This window comes from Umezawaea sp. (assembly GCF_036375055.1).
Taxonomy (GTDB): Bacteria; Actinomycetota; Actinomycetes; order Mycobacteriales; family Pseudonocardiaceae; genus Umezawaea.
In genome coordinates, this window is sequence record NZ_DASUSQ010000054.1 from 8,367 (window position 1) to 33,165 (window position 24,799).

5 protein-coding genes are annotated in these 24,799 nt (G+C 74.8%); all 5 read right to left on the reverse strand.

All coding sequences use genetic code 11. The annotated features are described in order from the left end of the window. Positions 1-134: 134 nt before the first annotated feature. Genes VFZ92_RS15555 through VFZ92_RS15575 form a run of 5 tightly spaced genes read right to left on the reverse strand, consistent with a single transcriptional unit; the run spans position 135 to position 24,799 of the window. Positions 135-1,388, reverse strand: coding sequence for an MFS transporter (locus tag VFZ92_RS15555; protein WP_330876631.1), 1,254 nt, complete (start codon positions 1,386-1,388; stop codon positions 135-137). After that, complete coding sequence (locus tag VFZ92_RS15560) at positions 1,385-2,569, reverse strand: serine hydrolase domain-containing protein (protein WP_330876632.1); 1,185 nt, start codon at positions 2,567-2,569, stop codon at positions 1,385-1,387. The genes VFZ92_RS15555 and VFZ92_RS15560 overlap by 4 nt, the downstream gene beginning before the upstream one ends. Beyond that, a complete protein-coding gene (locus VFZ92_RS15565) occupies positions 2,566-14,643 on the reverse strand; it encodes an amino acid adenylation domain-containing protein (protein WP_330876633.1) in 12,078 nt (4,025 codons plus the stop codon). The genes VFZ92_RS15560 and VFZ92_RS15565 overlap by 4 nt, the downstream gene beginning before the upstream one ends. After that, positions 14,640-23,822 (reverse strand): amino acid adenylation domain-containing protein, encoded by a 9,183-nt coding sequence (locus tag VFZ92_RS15570; protein WP_330876634.1) that lies wholly within the window; start codon positions 23,820-23,822, stop codon positions 14,640-14,642. Before VFZ92_RS15570 ends, VFZ92_RS15565 begins: the two co-directional genes overlap by 4 nt. 44 nt (positions 23,823-23,866) lie before the next feature. Then, positions 23,867-24,799, reverse strand: coding sequence for a TauD/TfdA family dioxygenase (locus VFZ92_RS15575; protein WP_330876635.1), 933 nt, complete (start codon positions 24,797-24,799; stop codon positions 23,867-23,869).

A 24,799-nucleotide genomic window follows, 5' to 3' on the forward strand; every position in this document is an offset into this window, starting at 1 on the left:
GGTCGAACGTCCGCGGCGTCCGGCTGAGCGGAACCCTCCGCGCCTCCTTCCGGCTCCACCGCGGTCGCACGGGACACGTCCGCGGCGTCCGGGCGGGGCGTCCGGCTGAACGGGCCGCCGAACGCGGCCACCGCTCACCCCACCGGCTCCGCCGCGGCGGCGCGGGGGAACGTGCGCAGGGTTCGGCTGAGGGTGGTGCCGAGTGCGGTCACCGCCAGACCGCCCGCGCAGACGAGGACCGCCGTGTGCTGGCCCGCGCCCATGACCAGGCCGCCCACCAGTGGCCCGAGGACGGCCGCGCCGCCGCCGCAGAGACCGGCCAGGCCGCTGAGCCTGCCGCGCATCTCGTCCGGCGTCACCACCAGCTGGTAGGTCATGATGACCGTGTTGGCCACGGGCGCGAACAGCGCGGCACCGGCCAGCAGGAGCCCCATCGGCAGGCCTGCGGGCACGAACGCCATGAGGGCCGTCATCAGCGCGGCGATCCAGCTGAAGCCGATGATGATCACCGACGGCGGCAGGGCGGCGTGCAGCCTGCCCGCCAGCACCGCGCCGAGCAGGCCGCCCGCGCCGACGCACGCCATGGTCAGACCGATCTGGCCCGCGCCGACCTGCTGCTCGCCCGACGTCGCCAGCACCACGATGATCAGCGCGCCGAACGCGGTGTTGGCCATGACCATCCACACCATGGTGGTCCGGATGACCCGGTGGCCGATCAGCCAGCGGGCGCCCTCCACGAGGTCGCCGCCGACGCTGGTCTGCTCGGTCCGCTCGCGGGTGCGCGGCGGCAGGCGCAGGAACAGCAGCGCCACCAGGGAGAACGCCAGCATGAGCGCGTCGGCGAGGAACGGGATCGTGCGGTGCCAGGCGAACAGGAACCCGGCGAGCGCCGGTCCGAGCAGCGTGGCGATGAACGGCCGTGCGGTGTTGCGCGCCACCGCGTCACCGAGCTGGGACTCCGGCACGACCTGCGCGAGCGTGGCGTGCTCGGCGGGTTCGAACACGGAGCTGAGCGCGCCCTCGACCACCGCGACGACCAGCACGTGCGGGAACGAGTAGGCGTCCAGCAGCAGCGCGACGCCGATGCTGGCGAGGCCGACCACCCTGATCGCCTGGCACAGGACCATCACGCGCTTGCGGTCCCACCGGTCGGCGATCACCCCCGCGGGCACGTTGGAGGCCATGTGGGCCGCGGCGACCGCCGCCGCGACCAGGCCCATCTGCCACGGGGCGCCGCCGACCGCCAGGATCAGCAGTGGGAAGGCGACGAACGTGATCTCGGTGCCGAGTTCGGAGAAGAGCAGGCTGCTCCACAGGATGTTGTAGTTCCGGTTGCGGGACAACCGGGTGGGCGTGTCGGCCGTGGTCGCGACCACCGGGGACCTCACTTGTCCTTGTCGTAGCGGCGGGCGAGCCTGCCGGTGACCTGCAACAGGTCTATCTCCCCCGAACGGGGGTCGCGGAGGAACCGGCCGTCGAACCGGGTCGAGCCGGTGAGGACGAACCGCAGTTCGCCCAGGAACTCCAGCCGGTCGCCGGTGGTCGTGGCCAGGCCGCCGTCGGCGTGCCGGACCACGGTGAGGTCCAGGGGGCCGTTGGCGAACCGGCCGACGCACGCGGTCGGCCCGTGGCCCGGAACCGGTGGTGAGGACGGCGTGGGGTGGTCGGGGACGTCGACGTCGAGCGTGCGCAGCAGCCGTTCCCACAGGTCCCGTCCGGTGGCGGAGTTCGTGGTCAACGCGACGACGTCGCCGGTGCGCGGGTCGGTCCGCAGGTGGCACGAGGTGCCGTCGCCGGACCCGTCGTGCCCGAACCAGTCGCGGTAGGCCGCCCAGCCGAGGCCCCAGCCGTCGGCGATGCCGTACGGGCCGATCGGCAGGTCCGCCACCTGGTCGACGAACATCGGCGCCAGGTCGTCCACGCAGGACGCGGCGAAGGCCACGAGGTCCGCCGCGCTGAGCGCCAGGCCGCCGTTCGGCGCCTCGACCGGGATCGCGGACTGCTCCTCGATCCGCGTGCCGCCGAACGAGTGCCCGACGGCGACCGGGCGCGCGGCCGCCGGTCCCCCGACGAACGCGGGCTCGACGCCGAGCGGTCGCAGCAGGATCGACGTGACCGCGTCCTCCCACGACATCCCGGTGGCGTCCTCGACCAACTGCCCGACGACGGTGTAGCCGACGTTGGAGTAGGAGAACGCGGACCCCGGCCGGTGCACGAGGTCGGCGGCCCCGCAGTGCCGAGCGACCCACGCGCGCCGGTCGCTGGTGTGCTCGGCGTCCTCGTCGATGTTGGACGCGAGGCCGCTGGTGTGCGTCAGGAGCTGCCGCAGGGTCCAGCCCTGCGGCAGCCGCTCGTCCAGGTGCAGGTCGCCGTCGTCCACGAGCAGCATCGCGAGCGCCGCCGTGAACGGCTTCGTCAGCGACCCCAGCGGGAACGCGGTGTCGTCGGCGATCCCGTCCCCGTGGCGGGACACCGCCGTCCGGCCGCCGAGCCGCACCGCGAACTGGGCTCCGGGCACCCCGGTGGCGGTCGCGAGCCCGGCCAGGTCGGTCTCGACCGATGTCGTCATCGTTCCTCCAGGTGGGCGGCGACGGACCGCAGCGCGCTGCGGAAGTCCTCCGCCACGCGGCGCACGGTGGACGGTTCGTGGACGGTGCCGGAGAAGTACCACTCGAACGCGAGCACGCCGTCCCTCGCGGCCCCGACGACCTCGACCAGGTGGGTGCGCGGTCCGGCCGCGTCCTGCTCGCTGCCGATGGGGTCGCGGAAGGCGTGGTAGAGCGCTCCGGGCCCGGTGGACGGCGTTGCGCCGACCTGGCCGTGGTAGTTGAACAGCACCTCGGACTTGCCCGGCAGGTCCGGCGTGCCCCGGAGCCTGCGCAGCAGGCCGTGGCCGAGGCCCTTGCCGGGGACGGCGCGCAGCGTCCGCCGCACGGCCTTCACCGCCGCGGGCCACGGGCCGGACGGCACGTCGAGCACCACCGGGTACTCGGAGGTGAACCAGCCGACCGTGCGGGACAGGTCGATCCCGTCGAAGATCTCCTCGCGGCCGTGGCCCTCCAGGTCGATCGCGACCCGGTCGTCCCCGGTCCACCGGCCGATCGCCGACGCCAGCGCGGTCAGCAGCACGTCGGTGACCGACGTCCGGAACCGGGCGGGCACCTCCCGCAGCAGCGTCGCGGTCTCGGCGGCGGTCAGCGCGACCGACACCGTGCCGGTGGAGCCCGCGGTGTTCGGCCCGTCCCCGTCGACCGGCAGCGGGGCCGCCGCCGGGAGCGCCGACCAGTAGCCGATCTCGTCGTCCACGCCCCCGGCGGCCACGTGCCGGTCGAGCAGGGACGCCCAGCGCTGGAACGACGTCGTCTTGGCCCCCAGGTCCACGGGCCCGCCCGCGAGCGCCTGGCCGTAGGCCTCCTCCAGGTCCTCGGTGAGGATCCGCCACGACACCGCGTCCACCACGAGGTGGTGCGCGGTCAGGAACAGCCACGGCCGCTCACCGGGGCCGAAGTCGAACAGCCGCGCGGCGAGCAGCGGCCCGTCGGTGAGGTCCAGGCCCGATTCGGCGTCCGCCGCCGCCTTCTCCGCCGCCACCAGCCGGTCGGCCGGGTCGGCGGCGGACAGGTCGATCCGGCGCAGCGACTCGGTGTGCTCCACGGCGGCGTTGTGCTGGCGCCACCCGTCCGGTCCCGGCTCGAAGCGCATCCGCAGCGCGTCGTGGTGCCGGACCAGCGCGGTCAGCGCCTGCCGCAGCGCGGGTTCGTCCAGCTCACCGGTCAGCTCGACCAGGGTCGACTGGGTCAGCCGGTGCGGGGGCGTCCGGTAGACGTCGAAGAAGTCGTGCTGGATCGGCGTGAGCGCCACCGGACCGTGCACGGGTGCGCGGTCGGCCGTGCCCGGCGCGTCCGGTGTGGCGACGCGCGCGAGCTGCGCGATCGTCTGGTTGAGGAACAGGTCCTTCGACGAGAAGCGCACACCCGTCCGCCGGGCCCTGGCCACGACCTGGATGCTCAGGATCGAGTCGCCGCCCAGCTCGAAGAAGTTGTCCTCCACGCCGACGCGGGCCGGGTCGACGCCGAGCACGTCGGCCCAGATCCCGACCAGCGTCGTCTCGGTCTCGTCGCGCGGGGCGACGTGGGCGGTCCCGGTGGCGGCGCCGTCCGGGGCGGGCAGCACCGCGCGGTCCACCTTGCCGTTGACCGTCAGGGGGATCCGGTCGAGGGCGACGAAGAACGCGGGCACCTGGTAGGCGGGCAGCGACCGCTTGGCGAAGTCCCGCAGGTCGGCCGCGGACGGCTCGCCGCCGGGTGTCGGCACCACGTAGGCCACCAGCCGCGGGACGCCCGCGAGGTCGTCGCGGACCACCGCGGCGACCTGGGAGACCTCCGGGTGCCCGGCCAGGACGACCTCGATCTCCCCCAGCTCGATCCGGAAGCCCCGGACCTTCACCTGGTCGTCGGAGCGGCCGAGGTACTCGACCGACCCGTCCGGCAGCCACCGTCCGAGGTCGCCCGTCCGGTACATCCGCGTGCCTGCGGGACCGAACGGGTCGGCGGTGAACCGCCCCGCGGTCAGACCGGGCCGGTCCAGGTACCCGCGCGCCAGCTGCACGCCCGCCAGGTACAGCTCGCCCGCCACGCCCACCGGCACCGGCCGCAGCGACGCGTCGAGCAGGTAGGCGCGGGTGTTCCACAGCGGACGGCCGATCACCGGCCGGTCGTGGCCGGTGATCTCGCAGCCCAGCGCGTCGACCGTGACCTCGGTCGGGCCGTAGTAGTTGTAGCCCGTGGTGGCGGTGCTGTCGCGCAGCTCGCGCCACAGCGCCTCGCCGACGGCCTCGCCGCCGAGCATGAGCACGCCGGGGACGTGCGTGCTCGGGTCGAGGAGCCCGGCGGCCACCAGTTCACCGGCGTAGGTCGGCGTCAGGTCGAGCACGTCGATCCGCCGCCGCGCGACGTAGTCGACCAGCTCGTCCGGTTCGCGCCGCAGGTCCTCCCCGATCACGTGCAGCTCGTGGCCGTCGAGCAGCCACAGCACGCCCTCCAGCGAGGTGTCGAACGAGAACGCGGCGGTCACCGCCATCCGCATCCGCCCGGTCGCCTCGCGGCGGACGAGTTCGGCGCGGTGGTCGAGGAACAGGTTGGTCAGGCCGCGGTGCTCGACGACGACGCCCTTCGGCGTGCCCGTGGAGCCGGACGTGTAGATCACGTACGCCGGGTTCTCCGCCCGCGCGCGGGGTTCGGGGTCGGTCGCCGGGTACCCGGTGCGGGCCTCGCCCCCGGTCAGCACGAGCACGGGTTTCGCGTCGTCCAGCATCAGCGCGACGCGCCGCGCGGGCAGGTCGGGGTCGATCGGCAGGTAGGCCGCGCCCGCCTTCCAGACCGCGAGCACCGAGACGACGAAGTCGGTGGTGCGCGGGCACCGGACGCCCACCACCGACTCGGGTCCGGCGCCGCGCTCGACGAGGTGGTGGGCCAGCCGGTTCGCGCGCTCGTTCAGCTCGGCGAACGTCAGCGTGGCGTCCGGTCCGACCAGGGCCACCTCGTCCGGGGTGGCGGCGGCCTGCCGCTGGAACACCGCGGTCACCGACTCCCACCCGTCCGGGTGGTCGGTCGCGTTCCACTCCTCCACGACCCGGCGGTGGTCGGCCTCGCCGAGCAGCGGCACGTCCAGCAGCGGCCGGTCCGGGGTCGCGGCGACCGAGGCCATCAGCCGCACCAGGTCGCCCGCCACGCGGTCCACCGTGGACTCGTCGAACAGCGTGGTGCTGTAGCCGATGGCCAGCCCGAGTTCGCCGTCCCGGTCGAAGTAGTCGAACGTCAGGTCGTGGCTGACGTCGTCGCCCACGACCGGTTCGGGCTCGGCCCGCAGGCCCGCCAGGTCGGGCGCGTGCGACGGCGTGTTGTCCAGCACGACCATGACCTCGGCCAGCGGGTTGCGGCTCGGGTCGCGCTCGGGGCTGACCAGGTCGACCAGCCGTTCGAACGGGATGCCGTCGTGGGTGAACGCGCCGAGCACGGTGTCGCGCACCCGGTCGAGCAGGCCGGTGAACGACAGCGCCTCGTCCACGTCGGACCGCAGGACGACCGTGTCGACGAAGAAGCCGACCACGCCCTCCAGCTCGGCCCGAGCGCGGCCGGAGGACGCCGTGCCCACGGTGATGTCCCGCTGGCCGCAGTACCGCGCGAGCAGCAGCTTGGTCACGGCGAGCACCACCATGAACACCGTGGCGCCCCGGTCGCGGGCCACCGCCTTGAGCGCGTCCACGACGTCGGCGGGCAGGTCCACGAACCGCGCCGCTCCCGCCGACACCCGCACGGACGGGCGCGGGTGGTCGACCGGCAGCGCCAGCGGGGTGACGCCCGCCAGCCTCTCGCGCCAGTGGTCCAGGTGCCGGTCGGCGTCGGGGCCCGCCAGGCGGTCGCGCTGCCAGGCCGCGTAGTCCGCGTACTGGATCGGCAGCGCCGGGAGGTCGGCCCGCTCGCCGCGCACGGCGGCGGAGTAGCAGACCCCGAACTCGTCGGCCAGCACGCCCATCGACCAGCCGTCGGTGGCGATGTGGTGCATGACCAGGGCGAACACGTGCTCCCGCGCGCCGAGCCGGAACAGGGTGGCGCGGAACAGCGGCCCGGTGCGCAGGTCGAACGTCCTCGACGCCTCCTCCCGGAGCCGTTGCCGCAGAACGGGTTCCGCCGCGCCGGTCAGGTCGACCTCGGCCACGTCGGCGTCGACGGCGGGCCGGATCACCTGCACGCCGAGGCCGTCCACGTCGGTGAACGTGGTCCGCAGCGCCTCGTGCCGCCGCACCAGCGCGGTCAGCGCGGCGCGCACGGCGGCCGGGTCGAGGTCGCCGTGCAGGCGGTAGCCGAACACGGTGTTGTACTCGGTGCTGTCGGGCTCGAAGTCGTTGAGGAACCACAGCCGCTGCTGCGCGAACGACAGCGGCAGCGGCCCGGACCGGTCGATCGGCGTGATCGGCGCGTCCGCGGGGTCGTCCACCGCCAGCGCCGCCGCGAACGACTCGATGGTCGGGGTGTCGAAGAGCTGGCGCGGCGACGGGGCGCCGCCCAGCACCGCGCGCACCCGCGACACGATCCTGATGCTGCGGATCGAGTCGCCGCCCAGGTCGAAGAAGTCGTCCAGCACGCCGATCCCGGCCGGGTCGAGCCCCAGCACCTCCGCCCAGATCGCCGCCACGGCCGTCTCGGCGCGGGTGCGCGGCGGCACGTGCTCGACACCGCTGCCCAGCGTGCCGACGTCGTCGGGCGCGGGCAGCGCGCGGCGGTCGACCGTGCCGCTGGGCGTCAGGGGCAGCGCGTCCAGCCTCACGTACGCCGTCGGCACGGCGTGGGCGGGCAGCCCGGCGGCGGCGTGGGCCTTGAGGTCGGCCACGTCCACGGTGTCGCCCTCGGGGACGAGGTAGCCGACGAGCCGGACGTGGTCGCCGTCGCGGATCACGGCCGCCGCGGCGGCGGCCACGCGGGGGTGGCGGACCAGCACGGACTCGACCTGGCCGAGTTCGACCCGGAAGCCGCGGACCTTGACCTGGTCGTCGGCCCGGCCGACGAACTCCAGGTTCCCGTCCGGCCGCCACCGCGCGACGTCGCCGGTGCGGTACACCCGGCCGCCGGGCCGGAACGGGTCGGCGGTGAACCGGGCCGCGGTCAGCTCCGGCCGGTTCCAGTACCCGCGCGCCACGCCGTCGCCGCCGATGAGGACCTCGCCCGCCACGCCGATCGGCACCGGCCGGTCGTGGCGGTCCACCACGTAGGCGGTGGTGTTCCACAGCGGCGTGCCGACGGGCACGAACGGCACGTCCGTCGGCGTCCCCGCCGTCACCCGGTAGGCCGTCGAGTCGACCGTGGTCTCGGTGGCGCCGTAGGCGTTCACGACCACGGTGTCCGGGCCGACGCCCGCCAGCACCTCCAGCGAGTCGGCCGAGGGCCAGCCCTCCGAGCCGACCATCAGCACCCGCAGGCCGGTCAGCCGACGGCCGCGCGAGCCCGCCTCCTGCACGATCGCCCTGGCCAGCGCGGGAACGGTGACCAGGACGTCGGCCGCCGTGCTCTCCAGCAGGTCGACCAGCACGCGGGGATCGGCGACGTCGAGCGCCGGGACCACCACCATCGAGCCGCCGAAGAGGGCCGACAGCAGGAAGTCCGAGAAGAACAGGTCGACCGACAGGCTCGACACCGACAGCGTGCGGGGCAGCGCCCCGGTCAGGCCGTAGCGCTCGTCCCACGACCGCACCATGTGGTGCACGCTGCCGTGCTCCACCATCACGCCCTTGGGCCGCCCGGTCGAGCCGGACGTGTAGACCACGTAGGCGAGGTCGTCGGTGGTGACCGCGGTGCGCGGCGCGGACGTGGGCAGCCCGGACAGGTCCACCTCGTCGACCAGCACCACCGGGGTGTCCGGAGTGGACACCAGGTGGGCGTGGCGGCGGTGGGACACCACGACCTCGGGCGCGGCGTCGGTCAGCATCGCGGCCAGCAGCGCGGCCGGGTAGTCCGGTGCGAGCGGTACGAACGCGCCGCCCGCCTTGAGCACGGCCAGCAGCGCCACGACCGCGTCGACCCCGCGGTCCAGGCAGACCCCGACCAGCGAGCCCGGTCGCACGCCGAGCCCGACCAGGTGGTGGGCGAGCCGGTTCGCGCGGGTGTCCAGCTCGGCGAAGGTCAGCCGGTCCGCCCCGCACACGACCGCGACCGCGTCGGGGTCGGCCGTCACCTGCTCGGTGAAGAGGTCGTGCACGAGGCGGGCCGGAGGAGCGGGGACGACGGTCCCGCCCCAGCCGTGCAGGAGCAGGTCGCGCTCCTGGTGGGTGAGCACCGGCAGGTCCGCCACGCGCGTCCCCGGGTGCTCGGCGATGGCGCCGAGCACCGTGACGAGGTGGCCGAGCACCCGCTCGGCGGTCGACTCGTCGAACAGCGCGGGGTCGAAGCCGAGGGACAGGCGCAGTTCGGCGGCGGCGTGCGCGGTGACCGTGAGGGCGTAGTTGGTGCGCTCGTCACCGCGGTAGTCGCGGACCGCGAGGCCGTGGCGGGACGCGGCGTCGGCGTCGTACGGGTAGTTCTCGAACACCACGATGCTGTCGAACAGCGCCGTGCCGCGCGGGACGTCGCCGCACGCCTGGATCTCGGCGAGCGAGAGGTGCTCGTGGTGGCGGCACTCGACCTGCTCGCGCTGCACGCGCGCCAGCCAGTCGCGCACCGCGTCGTCGGCGGGCACGTCGACCCGCGCGGGCACGGTGTTGATGAACAGCCCGACGATGGACTCCGAACCGGGCAGGTCGGCGGGACGGCCGGACACGGTCGCGCCGAAGCACACGTCGTCCCGCCCGCCGTAGCGGGACAGCAGCACGGCCCACGCGCCCTGCACCACGGTGTTGACGGTGATCCGCGCGTCCTTGGCGACGGCGTACAGCCGGGCCGCCAGCTCCTCGGGGAGGCCGCCGCGCACCTCCCGCGCGGTCTGGGACCGGTGCGCGCGCAGGGGTTCGCGGTCGAACGGCAGCGGCGTCGGCTCGGTGAACCCGGCCAGCACGCCCCGCCAGTGCTCCTCCGCCGCGGGGCGGTCGCGCTCCGCCAGCCACGCCACGTGGTCGCGGAACGGGCGCCGCGCCGCGACCGGGGCGGGCCCGTCGCCCGCCAGCGCGGCGTACTGCTCGAACACGTCGGACAGCACGTGGGCGAAGCTCCAGCCGTCGACGACGAGGTGGTGCGCGGACCACAGCACCCGCACCTCGTCGTCGGTCAGCCGCGCGATGACCAGCTTGATCAACGGCGGCCGGGCGAGGTCCAGCTCCCAGCCCTCGCCCCGTTCCCACAGCAGGGCCAGTACCTCCTCGCGCCGCTCCGGCGCCAGGTGCCGCAGGTCGTGGTGCTCGATCGGCACGGGGGTGTCGCGGTGCACGACCTGGAGGGGTTCGGCGACGTCCTGCCACACCACGGCGGTCCGCAGCACGGGCGTCCGGTCCACGACCCGCTGCCACGCACTCGCGAGAGCCATCGGGTCCGTCACGCCGGACAGGACCGCGCTGAAGCGCCCGGCGTACAGGTCGGTCGACTCCGCCAGCGAGTGGAAGAGCATGCCGCTCTGCATCGACGTGAGCGGGTACACGTCCTCGACGTCCCGGCCGTCGCCGACGATCCTGTCCACCGTGGACTGGTCGAGCGCCGCGAGCGGGAAGTCCGACGGGGTGCAGCCGCCCGCCCCCGGTGCGGCGCAGTGCTCGACGATCTCCCGCAGCGCCACCAGGACCGCGTCGGCGAGCGTCCGCACGGTCCGCGCGTGGTGGACGTTCGCCGAGTAGGCCCAGCGGAACTCCAGCTCGTCGCCGTCGACGATCCCGGTCAGCTCGATCAGGTGCGCGCGGGTCTGGTGGTCCACGCGCTCGACGCCGCCGGGGTGCGGGCACCAGCCGCGGTACAGGTCGCCGGACGTGGAGGTGTCCATGCGCCCCAGGTAGTTCACCGAGACCTCCGGCCGGAGCTCGGGGAGGTCGTGGCCGCCGAAGTGGCGCAGCGCGCCGTGGCCGAGGCCACCGCCGGGGACCGCGCGCAGCCGCTCCTTCACCGACTTGAGCACCTCGCCCCAGCCGCCCTCCTCTGGCAGTTCCAGCGACACCGGGAAGGCGGTGGTGAACCAGCCGACGGTGCGGCTCAGGTCCACGCCGGGCAGCACGTCCTCGCGACCGTGGCCCTCCATCTCCACCAGCACCGAGCGGCTGCCCGCCCAGTCCGCGAGCACCCGGCCCACGGCGCTGAGCAGCACGTCGTTGACCTGCGTGCGGTACACCTCCGGCACCTGGCGCAGCACGGCGGCGGTCGTGCCCGCGTCCAGGCGCACGGTGACGGTCCGCATGGACCCCACCGTGTTCTCGCCGGTGCCGTCGACCGGCAGCGGCACGACCTCCACCGGCGCGGTCCACCGTTCCAGCTCGTGGTCCAGGCCGCCCGCGGCCACGTGGTCGCGCAGCCGGTGGGCCCACTCGCGGAACGACGTGGTCTTCGGCCCGAGGTCGACGGGCTCGCCCCGCCGCGCCCGCTGGTAGCCGAGGTCCAGGTCCGCCAGCAGGACCCGCATCGACACCCCGTCCACCACGAGGTGGTGCGCCACCAGGAACAGCCGCGGCGAGCGGCCGGTGAACAGCAGCACCCGCAGCAGCGGCCCGTGCTCCAGGTCGAACCCGGTCTGCGCGGCCGTCGTCGCGGCGCGGACCGCCGCGTCCTCGTCGTCCACGTCGGACAGGTCGACGACCTGGAGCACGTCGGCGCCGTCGGGCGCGGCGTTGTGCTGCCGCCACCCGCCGCCGTCGCGGGTGAACCGCAGCCGCAGTGCGTCGTGGTGCACGGGCAGGGCGGCGACCGCGGTGCGCAGCGCCTCGGTGTCCACGTCGTCGGCCAGCGCCAGGAACACCGACTGGCAGAACCGGTCGGCGCTGGGTTCCAGCTCCTCGAAGAACCACCGCTGGATGGGCGTCACGGGCACGTCGCCGACGACCGGGCCCTGCTCGTGGACGGGTGCGGCGGTACCGGCCGCGTCGGCTTCGGCGGCCAGTTCGGCGACGGTGTGCCTGAGCAGCGTCTGCCGCGCGGTCAGGTGGATCCCCGCCTCCCGCGCCCGCGCCACGACCTGGAGCCCGAGGATCGAGTCGCCGCCCAGGTCGAAGAAGTTGTCGTCGACCCCGACGTCGGAGACCCCCAGCAGCCCGCTCCACACCTCGGCGAGCACCCGCTCGGTGCGGGTGCGCGGCGGCACGTGCCGGGTCCCGGTGTCGCGCTGCCCGCTCGGGACGGGCAGCGCGCCCCGGTCGACCTTCCCGGTGCCACCCACCGGGAACCGGTCGAGCGTCACGAAGGCCGAGGGCACCATGTGCTCCGGCAGTCGCTCACGCAGGAACACCCGCAGAGCCGGGACGTCCGGCTCCCCGAGCAGGTATCCCACCAGCCGCCGGACGCCGCGGGCGTCCGGCTTGACCGCGACGGCCACGCCGCGCACGTCGGGGTGCGCCGCGAGCGCGGCCTCCACCTCGCCGAGCTCGACGCGGAAGCCGCGGATCTTCACCTGGTCGTCGGTGCGACCGAGGTAGTGCAGGTCGCCCGCGGCCGACCGCTTCACCAGGTCGCCGGTCCGGTACATCCGGGCTCCCGGCGCGCCGAACGGGTCGGCGACGAACCGGTCCGCGCTCAAGCCGGGCCGGTTCCGGTAGCCCCTGGCCAGACCGGTGCCGCCGACGTACAGCTCGCCGGGCACGCCGACGGGGACCGGGCGCAGAGCGGCGTCGAGCACGTAGGCGCGGATGCCGGGCAGCGGACGGCCGATCGGGACGCTGTCGACGTGCTCCCCCGGCGCGAGCGGGTCGCTCATCGTGCTGGTGGTCGTCACCTCGGTGGGGCCGTAGGCGTTGACCACCCGCCGCCCCGGCGCCCAGGTGTCGATCAGCGAGGGCGGGCACGCCTCGGCCGCGACGACGAGCGACCGCAGGTGCGGGTACTCCCCGTGCGGCAGCGCCCTCAGCGCCGTCGGCGGCAGCGACAGGTGGGTGATCCGGTGCGTCGTCAGCGCTTCCGCCAACTGCTCGCCGGGGGTGGTGCGGGTGCTGGACGCGAGGACGAGCGCGGCACCGGACAGGATCGACATGCCGAGTTCCCAGAACGCCGCGTCGACGGCGGGCGACACGAACTGGAGCACCCGCGAGCCCGGTCCGACGTCCAGCCGCTCCCGCTGCGCCGCGACGAGGGCGTGCACACCGGCGTGCGTGGTGACGACCGCCTTGGGGCGGCCGGTCGAGCCGGAGGTGTACATGACGTACGCCGCGGCCGACAGCGGCGGCTCGACCGCGAGCGCCGGGTGCTCCTCGCCCTCGACCGCGGCGAGCAGGTCCGGGGTCACGACGAGCACCGGGTCGGCGTCGGCGACCAGCGAGCGGAGGCGCTCCTCCGGGTGCTCGACGTCGAGCGGCAGGTAGGCCGCGCCGGTCTTGAGCACCGCCAGCACGGTGACGACGAACTCGATCGACCTCGGCAGCCGCACGACCACCAGCCGCTCCGGGCCCGCGCCCCTGGCGGCCAGCGCGCGGGCCACCCGGTCGGACCACTCGTCCAGCTCTCGGTAGTCGACCGTCCGATCCGGGTCGACCAGCGCGGGCGCGGCCGGGTCGCGGCGCACCTGCTCGGCGAACAGCTCCGGCACGGTCCGGGGCTCGGGGGCCGGGGTCGGCTCCGCGGTGAGCCGGTCGTGCTCCGCCGGGTCGAGCAGCGGGAGGTGGTCCATGTCGCGGTTCGGGTCCTCGACGACGGCGGCGAGCAGCGTGAGCAGGTGGCCCGCCATCCGCTCGGCGGTCGCGGGCTCGAACAGCGAGGTGTTGTACCCCAGGTGCGTCACCAGCGCGCCACCCCGCTCGACGAAGTCGAACGACAGGTCCATCGGGGCCACCAGCACCGGCGGGACGACGTCCTCCACCCGCACGCCCGGCAGCGCCACCGCGCCCTCCGGCGCGTTCTGGAGGTTGACCGCGACCTCCACCAGCGGCGGCCTGCTCGGGTCGCGCTCCGGCCGCAGGATCTCCACGAGCCTCTGGAACGGCACCTCGTCGTTGGCGAACGCGTCCAGCACGGTGGCGCGCGTGTCGCGCAGGAACTCGGCGAACGACGCCGTGCCGTCGATCCGACCGCGCACGACCAGGGTGTTGACGAAGAACCCGACGAGGTTCTCCAGCTCGACGCGGTCGCGGCCCGCCGTGGCCGTGCCGACCGCGACGTCGTGCTGGCCGGTGTAGCGCGACAGCAGCAGCTGCGTCGCCGCGACCAGCGTCATGAACAGCGTGGCGCCCTGCCCCCGTGCCAGGTCCTTCAGCCGCGACACCAGGGGCGCGGGCACCTCGAACCGGTGCGCCGAGCCCGCTGGCTCCCGCACCGCCGGGCGCGGGGAGTCCGTCGGCAGGTCGAGCGCGGTCAGGCCGTCGAGCCGGTCGCGCCAGTGCTCGACCTGCCCGTCCAGCGCCGGGCCCGCCAGCCGCTCCCGCTGCCACCGCGCGAAGTCCGCGTAGCCCAGGGGTTCCGGCGGCAGCTCACCGAGGTAGGCCTCGCTGAGGTCGTCGGCGAACACCCGCATCGACCAGCCGTCGGTGACGATGTGGTGGGTGTGCACGGCGAACACGTGCTCGTCGGGTGCGATCCGCAGCAGCACCGCCCTGATCACCGGACCGCGCCGCAGGTCGAACGGCCTGGACGCCGCGTCCAGCAGGTGCGCGTCGACGTCCCGCGCCGCCACGTCGACCACCGGCAGCGGCACGTCGACGTGCGGGTGCACGACCTGCACGCCCACCCCGTCCACGGAGTCGAACGTGGTGCGCAGCGACCCGTGCCGCGCCACGACCCGGCCCAGCGCGCGCCGCAGCGCCGCCACGTCGAGGTCGCCGGAGAGCCGCAGCACCAGCGGGACCTGGTACTCGACGCTGTCCGGGTCCAGCTCGTGCATGAACCACAGCCGCTGCTGCGCGGCCGACAGCGGCGCCGGGCCCGCGTCGTCCGTGCGGGGGATCGCGGAGTCGTCCGCGGCCAATCCGGCCAGCCGCTGCCGCAGCAGGGCCTGGAGGTCCTCCGGCAGTGCGGCCACGCGGTCGGACAGGGCGTCGGTCATGAAGCACTCCCACTCACGGTCTGCTCTAGGTCCGCGACCAGTCGTCGCAGCACCGATTCGGACAACGCGGCGACCGTCCGGTTCTCGAACAGGTCGCGCGGGGACATCTCCACGCCGAACGCGCGCCGCGCTCGGGAGGCGATGCGGAGGCTGGTGATCGAGTCGCCGCCGAGCGCGAAGAAGTCGTCCAGCGCCCCGACCTCGTCCACGGCCAGGACCTCGGCGAAGATCCGGGCGACGGCGGCCTCGGTGGGGTCGCGGGGCGCCACGTACCCGACGTCCGCGCCGCGCCGCCGCACGGGGTCCGGCAGCGCGGCGCGGTCCACCTTGCCGTTGGCGTTGAGAGGGAACCGCTCCAGCGCCACGAACTCGGTGGGCACCATGTACCCCGGCAGCCGCTCGGCGAGCCAGGGGCGCAGCGCCGGGTCCGCGCCGCGTTCGGGCAGGACGTACCCGACCAGGAAGTGGCCGACCTCCGACCGCAGCGCCACGACGACCGCGTCGCGCACGTCGGGGTGCGCCCGCAGGGCGGCCTCGACCTCGCCGGTCTCGATCCGCAGGCCGCGGATCTTCACCTGGCCGTCGACGCGGCCGACGAACTCCAGTTCGCCGTCCTCGGTCCACCGCACCAGGTCACCGGTGCGGTAGAGCCGCCCGCCGGGGGTGTCTGCGAACGGGTCGGCGACGAACCGCTCGGCGGTCAGGCCCGGCCGCCCGAGGTAGCCGCGGGCGAGCCCGGTGCCCGCGACGTACAGCTCGCCCGGTGCTCCCGGAGGCACGGGCTCCAGGTGCCGGTCGAGCACGTAGGTCCTGGTGTTGTCGAGCGGACGTCCGATGGGGGCCGCCGGTCCGGTCACCAGGTGCGCCGTGGCGTAGGTCGTCGTCTCGGTCGGCCCGTAGACGTTGAGGACGAGCGAGGCGGGGCAGTGCTCGCGCACCCGCGCGACGGCGGCCGGGGACATGGCCTCGCCGCCGGTCCAGACCTCGCGCAGGCCGGCGAAGCAGTCCGGTGCCTCGTCCGCGAGGACGTTGAACAGCGACGTGGTCAGGAAGGCCGCCGTGGCGCCCTGGTCCGCGACCAGCGCGCTCAGCGCCGGGGCGGTGAGGTCGCCGGTCGCGATGACGACCCGTCCGCCGCGCAGCAGGGGCGTCCACAGCTCGTACGTGGAGGCGTCGAAGGCGATCGGCGAGTGGAACAGCACCCGCCGGTGGGCGTCGGTGCGCCACCGGCTGTCCCAGGCGAGGCTGACGACGTTCGCGTGCGTGGCGGCGACGCCCTTGGGCACCCCGGTGGACCCGGAGGTGTACATGACGTACGCCAGCCGGTCCGGGTGCGCCACGGCGTCGAGCGGGCCGTCGGGCTCCCCGTCCCACGGCGAGTCGTCGTCGAGGTCCACGACCGGCACGGCCACGTCCGCCGCCCGCGAGCGCGAGTCGGCGTCGGCGATCACCAGCACCGCGTCGGTGTCCCGCACGAGCCACCGCACCCGGTCGTCCGGGACGCTGCCGTGGATCGGCACGTACACGCCGCCCGCCTTGAGCACGGCGAGGATCGCGACGACGGCCTCGGGCGACCGCCCGAGCAGCAGGGCGACCCGCGACTCCGCGCGGACGCCGAGCCCGGCCAGGTGCCGGGCCAGCCGGTTGGACCGCGCGTCCAGGTCGGCGTAGGTCATCTCGCCGCCGCGCCAGGCCAGCGCGACCTCGTCCGGCACGGACCCGACCTGCCGGGCGAACAGCTCCGGCACGGTCGCGGCCGGGTACTCGGCCGCGGTGCGGTTGCCCGCCACGACCACGCGGTCGCGGTCGGCCGGGTCGAGCAGCGAGACCCGCCGGACCGGCCGGTGCGGGTCGTCGGCGAAGGCGCCGAGCACGGCGGCCAGGTCCCGGCCGAGGCGCCGCACCGTGGCGGCGTCGAACAGCTCGGGGTCGTAGCGGAACACGAACGACAGCGGCTCGCCCGGATACGCCACCACGTTCATCGCGTAGCCGTTGACCTCGGTCGCGCCCAGGTTCCGCGGCCCGCCGTACGCGGTCAGCTCCACCGGGTAGTTCTCGAAGACCACGATGCTGTCGAACAGCCGCGAGCCGGGGCTCCACGACTGGACCTGCGGCAGCGACACGCCCTCGAACGCCCGCGCCTGCGCCTGGGCCTCCTGGAGGTCGGTCAGCCACCCCACCAGGTCGCGCCCGCCGTCCACCGCGACCCGCACGGGCAGGGTGGTGATGAAGATGCCGTGGATGTCCTGCGCCCCCGGCAGTTCCGCGGGCCGTCCGGACACCGTCGCGCCGAAGCACACGTCCTCGTGGCCGCTGCGGGCCGAGAGCACCAGCGCCCACGCGCCCTGCACGACGGTGTTCACCGTCAGCCCGGCGGCCCCCGCGCGCTCGGCGACGCGGGCGGACAGCGCGGCGGGCAGGTCGACGTCGACCCGGCCGGTCGAGCGGCCCCGGTACCCGTCGCCGGGAACGCGGTCGAACGGCAGCGGCGTCGGCGCGGAGAAGCCGGACAGCACACCGCGCCAGTGCGCCTCGGGAACCGTGAGGTCCTGCTCGCGCAACCACTCCACGTAGTCGCGGAAGCCGCGCGGCGGTGTGCCCTTCCCGCCGCCGGACAGCACCTCGGCCAGCAGCCGGTGCGCGCTCCAGCCGTCGAGCAGGACGTGGTGGACCGTCCACACCATCCGCACCCGGCGGTCGTCGACCTGGATGAGGACGACCCTGGTCAGCGGCGCCGTCGTCAGGTCGATGCCCGCGGCGAGGTCGTCGCTGAGCAGGGCCTCCAGCTCCAGGTCCTGGTCGGCGGCGGACAGCGGGCGCCAGTCCAGCCTGGTGATCGGCAGCCTCACCCCGCGGTGCACCACCTGGACCGGCTCGTCGAGGCCGTCCCAGCGCAGGGAGGTGCGGAGGATGGGCGTGCGGTCCACGACCCGCTGCCACGCCAGCGCGAGCCACTCCGGGTCGACCTCGTCCACGTCGGCGGTGAACTGCGCGAGGTGGACACCCGGCGTCATGGTGGAGTCGAACACCATGCCGCTCTGCGTCGGGGTGAGCGGGTAGACGTCCTCCACCGCGCGGCCGTCGCCGACCAGGTCGTCCACCTCGGACCGGGTGAGCGAGGTGAGCGGGAAGTCCGACGGCGTCCGGCCGCCCGCGCCCGGCGAGGCGCAGTGCTCGACGATCGCGGCCAGGTTGGCGGCGAAGTCGCGGGCGAGCCGCCGCACGACGGCCCCGTCGTGCAGGTCGGCCGAGTAGGACCAGGTGAACTCCAGCACGCCGTCCGCGACGAACCCGACCACGTCGAGCACGTGCGGGCGGACGTCGTCCGGGTGCTGGCCGAGGCGGATCTCCGACACCTCGCGGTAGAACCCGTCGGCGGCCGAGTCGAAGCGGCCCAGGTAGTTCAGGCTCACCAGCGGTTCCGGGGTCCCGGCCAGCGCGGGCGCCGCGGCGGCGTACCGCAGGGCCCCGTAGCCGATGCCGCGGCCGGGGACGGCCCGGAGCTGCTCCTTCACCGACTTGAGCCGCTCGCCCCAGCCCTCGCCCGCCGGGTCGACGACGACGGGGTACCTGGTGGTGAACCAGCCGACGGTGCGGGAGACGTCGACGTCGTCGAACAGGTCCTCCCGCCCGTGGCCCTCCATCGTGAGCGCGACCAGGTCGGCCCCGGTCCACGCGGCGAGCACGGGGGCGAGCGCGGTCAGCAGCACGTCGTTGACCTCGGTGCGGTACGCGTCGGGCACGTCCCGCAGCAGCGCGGCCGTCGTGGCCCCGTCGAGCCGGACGCGGACCGCGCGCTCCGCGGCGACGGTGTTCGCGCCGTCGGCGGGCCGCTCCTGCGCCGCCCGCCCCGCGGTGCCGGTCCAGTGGTCGAGTTCGCCGTCGAACCCGCCGGAGCGGGTGTGCTCGTGCAGCCGGGTCGCCCAGTGGCGGAACGACGTGGTCTTCGCCCCGAGGTCGATCGGCGCCCCCGTCACGGCCTGCCGGTAGGCCGTGGCGAGGTCCGCGAGCAGGATGCGCCACGAGACGCCGTCGACCACGAGGTGGTGCGCGGCCAGCCGCAGCCGGGTCGGGGTGCCGGGCACGAGCACGGCCCGCAGCAGCGGTCCGCGCTCCAGGTCGAACGCGTGGTCGACCTCGTCCACCGCGGACACGGTCAGCACGTCACCGGGCTCACCGGGAACCTGCTTCCCGCCGGTGAAGCGCAGGGCCAGGGCGTCGTGGTGGTCCACCAGCGCGGTCAACGCCCGACGCAGCGCGTCGACGTCCGGCGCCTCGGCCAGCACCGCGGTCACGTGCTGGTCGAACACCTCGGGGTGCGTGAAGCGCTCGAACAGGAAGTGCTGGATCGGCGTCAGCGGCGCGGGCCCGGAGGTGCCCCGGACCTGGTCGCGCGCGGCGCTCGTGGGCACGACGTGCGGCGCCAGCCGTTCGATCGTCTGCCAGCGGAACAGGTCCCGCGAGGTCAGCCGCAGGCCTGCCCGACCGGCCATCGCGGCGACCTGGATCGCCAGGATCGAGTCGCCGCCCAGGGCGAAGAAGTTGTCCGCGACGCCGACGGGCGTGCCGACCACCTCGGTCCAGATGTCGACCAGCGCCCGCTGCACGTCGTCGCTCGCCGCGACCGGCTCGGCGCCCGCCCGCGCCACCACCGGCTCGGGCAGCGCGGCCCGGTCCACCTTCCCGCGGTCCGTCAGCGGAAGTCGGGGCAGCACCACGATCGCCGACGGCACCATGTACTCCGGCAGCGAGACCGAGAGGAACGCGCGCAGACCGGCGTCGTCCAGGTCGGCGCGGCCGGTGACGTACCCGACCAGCCGGGTGCGGCCCGCGGCGTCGCGCGAGGGCACCACGACCGCCTCGGCGACCGACGGGTGGGCCAGCAGCGCCGACTCGACCTCGCCGGGCTCGACCCGGTTGCCGCGGATCTTCACCTGGTCGTCCACCCGGCCGAGGAAGTCGACCGTGCCGTCGGCGAGCAGCCGCACCTGGTCGCCCGTGCGGTACATCCGCGCACCGGGCACGGCGCTGAACGGGTCGGCCACGAACCGGCTCGCGGTGAGCGCGGGCCTGCCGAGGTACCCGCGGGCGACGCTCGCGCCGCCGATGTGCAGTTCGCCGGGAACGCCGAAGGGCTGCGGACGACCGTGCCTGTCCAGCACGTACACCGACGTGTTGCCGATGGGACCGCCGATGCCGGGCAGGCCGGTGCCGACCGGCTCGACCCCGCCCGCGGTGGCCACGACCGTCGTCTCGGTCGGACCGTAGTGGTTCACCAGCCGGAAGCGCGTCTCGCGGCCGGGGCGGCGGCGCAGCACGTCACCGCCGGTCAGCACGACCCGCAGCGCGGTGTCCCCGATGCCCGGCTCGTCCAGGATCGAGTCGAGCCGGGGCGTGGGCAGGAAGCACACCGTGGTCCCGGTGCGCGCCAGCCACTCCACCGTCGCGGCGGGCTCGTCGAGCACGCCGTCCTCCGGCAGGCACACCCGCGCGCCCGAGGTCAGGTACGGCCAGATCTCCCACACCGCCGCGTCGAACCCGAGCGCGGCCACCTGGCTGCCGCGGTCGGCGGGCCCGATCCCGTACGCGTCGACGTGCCACGCGCACAGGTTCGCCAGGTGCCGGTGCTCCACCAGGACGCCCTTGGGCCGTCCCGTGGACCCGGAGGTGTAGACGACGTAGGCCAGGTCCTCCGGCCGCACCCGCACGTCCGGGGCCTCGTCGGTGGGCCCGTGCTCCGGCGGCGGCGGGCGCAGCGACAGCTCGGTCAGCACGACCGGCGCCCCGGTGTCGGTGACGATGAAGTCGACCCGCGCGTCCGGCGTGGAGGGGTCGACCGGCACGTACGCGCCGCCCGCCTTGAGCACGCCGAGCATCGCGACCAGCAGTTCGGGCGACCGGGGCAGGCGCAGCACGACCGGCACGTCCGGCCCCACGCCCTGCGCGACGAGCCGGTGCGCCAGGCGGTTCGCCAGCCGGTCCACGGTCCCGTAGGACAGCTCGGCACCACCTCCGACGACGGCGACCGCGTCCGGGTCTCGCCGGGCGTGCTCGGCGAACGCGTGGTGCGCGACCAGCACGGGCGGGAGCGCGAGCGCGGTGTCGTTGACGCCGGTCAGCACGCGGGCGCGCTCGGCGTCGGTCAGCACCGGCACCAGCGCGACCGGTCGCGCCGGGTCGGCCAGCACGCCGTCCAGCAGCACGCCGAGGTGACCGGCCATCCGCTCGATCGTGGCGGCGTCGAACAGGGCGGTGTCGTACTCGACCATCACGTCGAGCCCGGCGTCGCGCTCGGTGAACTCGAAGGTCACGTCGAAGATCGACGAGACGTGCGGGAACTCGAAGCGCTCCGCCTCGACGCCCGGCAGCGCGGGCGGCCCCATCGGCGCGTTCTGGAGCGCCACCATGGCCTGCACGAGCGGCGTGCGGCTCGGGTCGCGCTCGGGGCACAGCTCGTCCACCAGGCGTTCGAACGGCACGTCCTGGTGGGCGAACGCGCCCAGCACCGCCTCGCGGACCTGGCCGAGCAGGTCGGTGAACGAGCGGTCGCCCGCGACGTGCGACCGCAGCGGCAGGGTGTTGATGAAGCAGCCGATGAGCTGTTCGGTCTCGGAGCGCTCACGGCCGGACACCGGGGTGCCGACGACGATGTCGGTCTGGCCCGAGTACTTGGCGAACAGCAGCTGGCAGGCCGCGACGAGGGCCATGTACAGCGTGGCGCCGTGCTCCCCCGCGAGCGTCGACAGGCCGCGGGTGGTGCGCTCCCCCAGGGTGAACCGGTGGGCCGCGCCCGCCGACGTCCGCACGGCCGGGCGCGGCCGGTCGGTGGGCAGGTCCAGCGGCTCCAGGCCGTCGAGCTCCTCGCGCCAGTGGTCGAGCTGGGGGCGCAGGGCCTCGTCCGTCCACCTGGCACGCTGCCACACGGCGAAGTCCGGGTACTGCACGGGCATCGCGGGCAGGTCGGCGGGCCGTCCGGCCACGGCGGCGGCGTACAGCTCGCTCAGGTCGCGGGTGAGCAGGCCGACCGACCACGCGTCGATCACGAGGTGGTGCACGTTCAGCGCCAGCTCGTGGTGGTCGTCGGCGCGGCGGGCGAGCAGCGCGCGCAGCACCGGGCCCTCGGCGAGGTCGAACGGGCGCTCGGCCTCGCGCGCCAGCAGCTCGTCCAGCCGCTCCGGCGCGTCCGAGATGTCCACAACGGACAGTGCGAACGACCCCGGCGGCAGCACGACCTGCGCGGGCTCGTCGGTGACCACGGTCCGCAGGGCCTCGTGCCGGGCGACGAGACCGGTGAACGCCGTCCGCAGCGCCTCGACGTCGAGCGCGCCGCGCAGGGTGAACCCGAAGCGGACGTGGTACTCCACCGAGGTCGGGTCGAACCGGTGGAAGAACCAGAACCGCCGCTGCGCGAACGACAGCGGGAGCGCCCGGTCGCGCGGGACGGGCACGACCACGTCGCCGCTCGGGGCCTCGGCCCCGGTGGTGAGCGCGGCGGCCCGTTCGGCGACGGCGGCGACGGTGCGCGCGTCGAACAGGGTCCTGGCGGGCAGCGCGACGCCGAGCGCCGCCTTGATCTTGGGCATCACCCGGAACACCAGCAGCGAGTTGCCGCCGAGGGAGAAGAAGTCGTCGTGCACGCCGACCCGGTCGACGCCGAGCACGTCGGCCCAGATCCAGGCGATGGCCGCCTCGGTGGCGTTGCGCGGCGGCGTGTGCTCGACCGCGACGGGGTCGGGGAGCGCGGAGCGGTCGACCTTGCCGCTCACCGCGAGCGGCAGCCGGTCGAGCGCCACGAACACCGTCGGCACCATGTGCTCCGGCAGGAGGGGCGCCAGGAAGTCGCGCAGGGCGTCGGCGGACGGCAGCGAGCGGCCCGCGCCGTCGGGCGCCGCGTAGGCGACGAGCTGCCCGTCCCTGGCCACCACGGCGGTGTGCCCGACCGCGGGGTGCGTGGTCAGCGCCGTCTCGATCTCCGCGGGTTCCACCCGGTAGCCGCGGACCTTGATCTGGTCGTCGGTCCGGCCGCGGTACTCCAGGTCGCCGGAGGCGGTGCGGCGCACCAGGTCGCCGGTGCGGTACATCCGCTCCCCCGGCCCGCCGAACGGGTCGGCGACGAACCGCTCCGCCGTGAGCCCGCCGCGCCCGCCGTAGCCGCGGGCGACACCCGGCCCCGCGACGTACAGCTCGCCCTCGTCCGCGGGCCGCAGGTCGGGGCCCAGGACGTACTCGCGGGCCCCGCCCACGGGCACGCCGATCTCGACGGCGCCGGGTCCGACGGGCGCGCCCGCCTCGATCCGGTGCGCGACGCACCCGACCGTGGCCTCGGTCGGCCCGTACTCGTTGACCACCACGACACCGGGGTGCCGGGCGCGCCACCGGTTGAGCACGTCGCCCGGCAGCGACTCGCCGCCGACGACCAGGTCACCGGTCGGCGTGACGCCGTCCACCAGGTCGAGCATCAGCGGCAGGTGGCCGGGGGTCGCCTTGAGGAACGACACCCGCTCCGGGTCCTCCAGCGCGCCCGCGACCACGCACCCGCCGGACACCAGCGGACCCCACAGGGTCGTGACGGTCAGGTCGACGGCGATGGACGTGTGCAGCAGCGCCTCACCGGCGAGGCCGGGGTAGTCGGCGCGGCAGCACTCCAGGTAGCCCGCGAGCTGCCGGTGCTCGACCTGCACGCCCTTGGGGCGACCGGTGGAGCCGGACGTGTAGATCACGTAGGCGAGGTTCGCCGGGTCGACCTCGACGGCGGGGGGCGTGTCGGGGTGGTCGTCCACGGCGTCGCGGTCGAGGTCGAGGCGCTGCACCCCGTCGACGTGCGGGGCCGCGAGGTGGCTCTGGGTCAGCAGCAGCGGCACGCGCGCGTCGGCCAGCGCGTACGCGACCCGCTCGGCGGGGTGGGCGGGGTCGACCGGCAGGTAGGCGCCGCCCGCCTTCACCACGGCCAGCAGGGCGACCATCAGGTCCGTGCCCCGGTCGGCGCACACCCCGACCACGACGTCCGGCCCGACGCCGCGGGCGCGCAGCGCGTGCGCCCACCGGTTCGACCGGGCGTCGAGCCCGGCGTAGTCGAGCACGCCGTGCGCCGACCGGACGGCGGGCGCGGCGGGACACCGACGGGCCTGCTCGTCGAACAGGTCGAGTAGGACCCGCGACCCTCCGGATCGTTCCGCCATGCTGACCCCCACCTCTCACTGGACGTTCGGGAACTGCCTGCTGCTCAGGCGTTGGACGGCTCCGCCATCGCGACCGCGATCCTGCGGGGACCGGTGAACGGCTCGCGCCCGTGCGACGCGAGCATGTTGTCCACCACGAGCACGTCGTCGCGCCGGTAGTCGAACCGCACGGACGCCGCGCGGTAGCACGTGCGCAGGTGCTCGGCGACGTCGTCGGGGATCCGACCGCCGTCGCCGTAGTAGGTGTTGCTGGGCAGGTTCTCCTCGCCGCACATCTCCAGCAGCCCCGCGCCGACCTCCTCGGGCAGCGTGGTGATGTGGAAGAACGTGGCGTGGTTGAACCAGACCGGGGCCTTGGTCACCGGGTGGCGGTGCACGGCGGCGCGGACCGCCCTGGTGCGCAGGTGGTTCTCGCCGACCCACTCGGCCACCACGCCGTTGCCCGCGCAGTACTCCACGGCCTTGGCGCGGTCGTTGGTGTTGAACGCCTCCTGCCACGGCATCCCGAACTCGTCGCCGTAGTTGCGGACGACCATCCACCCGCGCCGCTCGAACTCCTCGCGCACCGACGAGTCGATCGCCGCGTACACCGCCCTGGTCGACGCCAGCGGTGTGGCGCCCTGGCTCGTGGGCGGCTCGACGCAGTGGAAGTACAGCGTCAGCGGCCACGCGGCCTGGTAGGAGTTCTCGTTGTGCAGGAAGATCTCCTCCTGCGGCGGGTAGTCCGTGGAGGTGTAGACGTTGCCCTTGATGACGCTGCGCGGCGACGAGCGCTCGGAGTAGGTCAGCGGGGTGCCGGACAGCTCGCGCACGGTGCGGTCGAACCCGTCGACACCGCCGACCTCGAAGCCGCGCAGCAGGATCGCGCCGTGGGCGGTGAGCAGGTCGCGCAGCCTCGACCGGTCGCGGCGGATCCGGTCGGTGACGGGTTCGCCGTCGCCCTCGACGAGGACGGACAGGGCCTGGGTGGCGGTCAT

Bases quoted from the DNA above. Each gene is read 5' to 3' on its own strand.
- VFZ92_RS15560 (WP_330876632.1), bottom strand. From the start codon at position 2,569: ATGACGACATCGGTCGAGACCGACCTGGCCGGGCTCGCGACCGCCACC.
- VFZ92_RS15565 (WP_330876633.1), bottom strand. From the start codon at position 14,643: ATGACCGACGCCCTGTCCGACCGCGTGGCCGCACTGCCGGAGGACCTC.
- VFZ92_RS15570 (WP_330876634.1), bottom strand. From the start codon at position 23,822: ATGGCGGAACGATCCGGAGGGTCGCGGGTCCTACTCGACCTGTTCGAC.
- VFZ92_RS15575 (WP_330876635.1), bottom strand. From the start codon at position 24,799: ATGACCGCCACCCAGGCCCTGTCCGTCCTCGTCGAGGGCGACGGCGAA.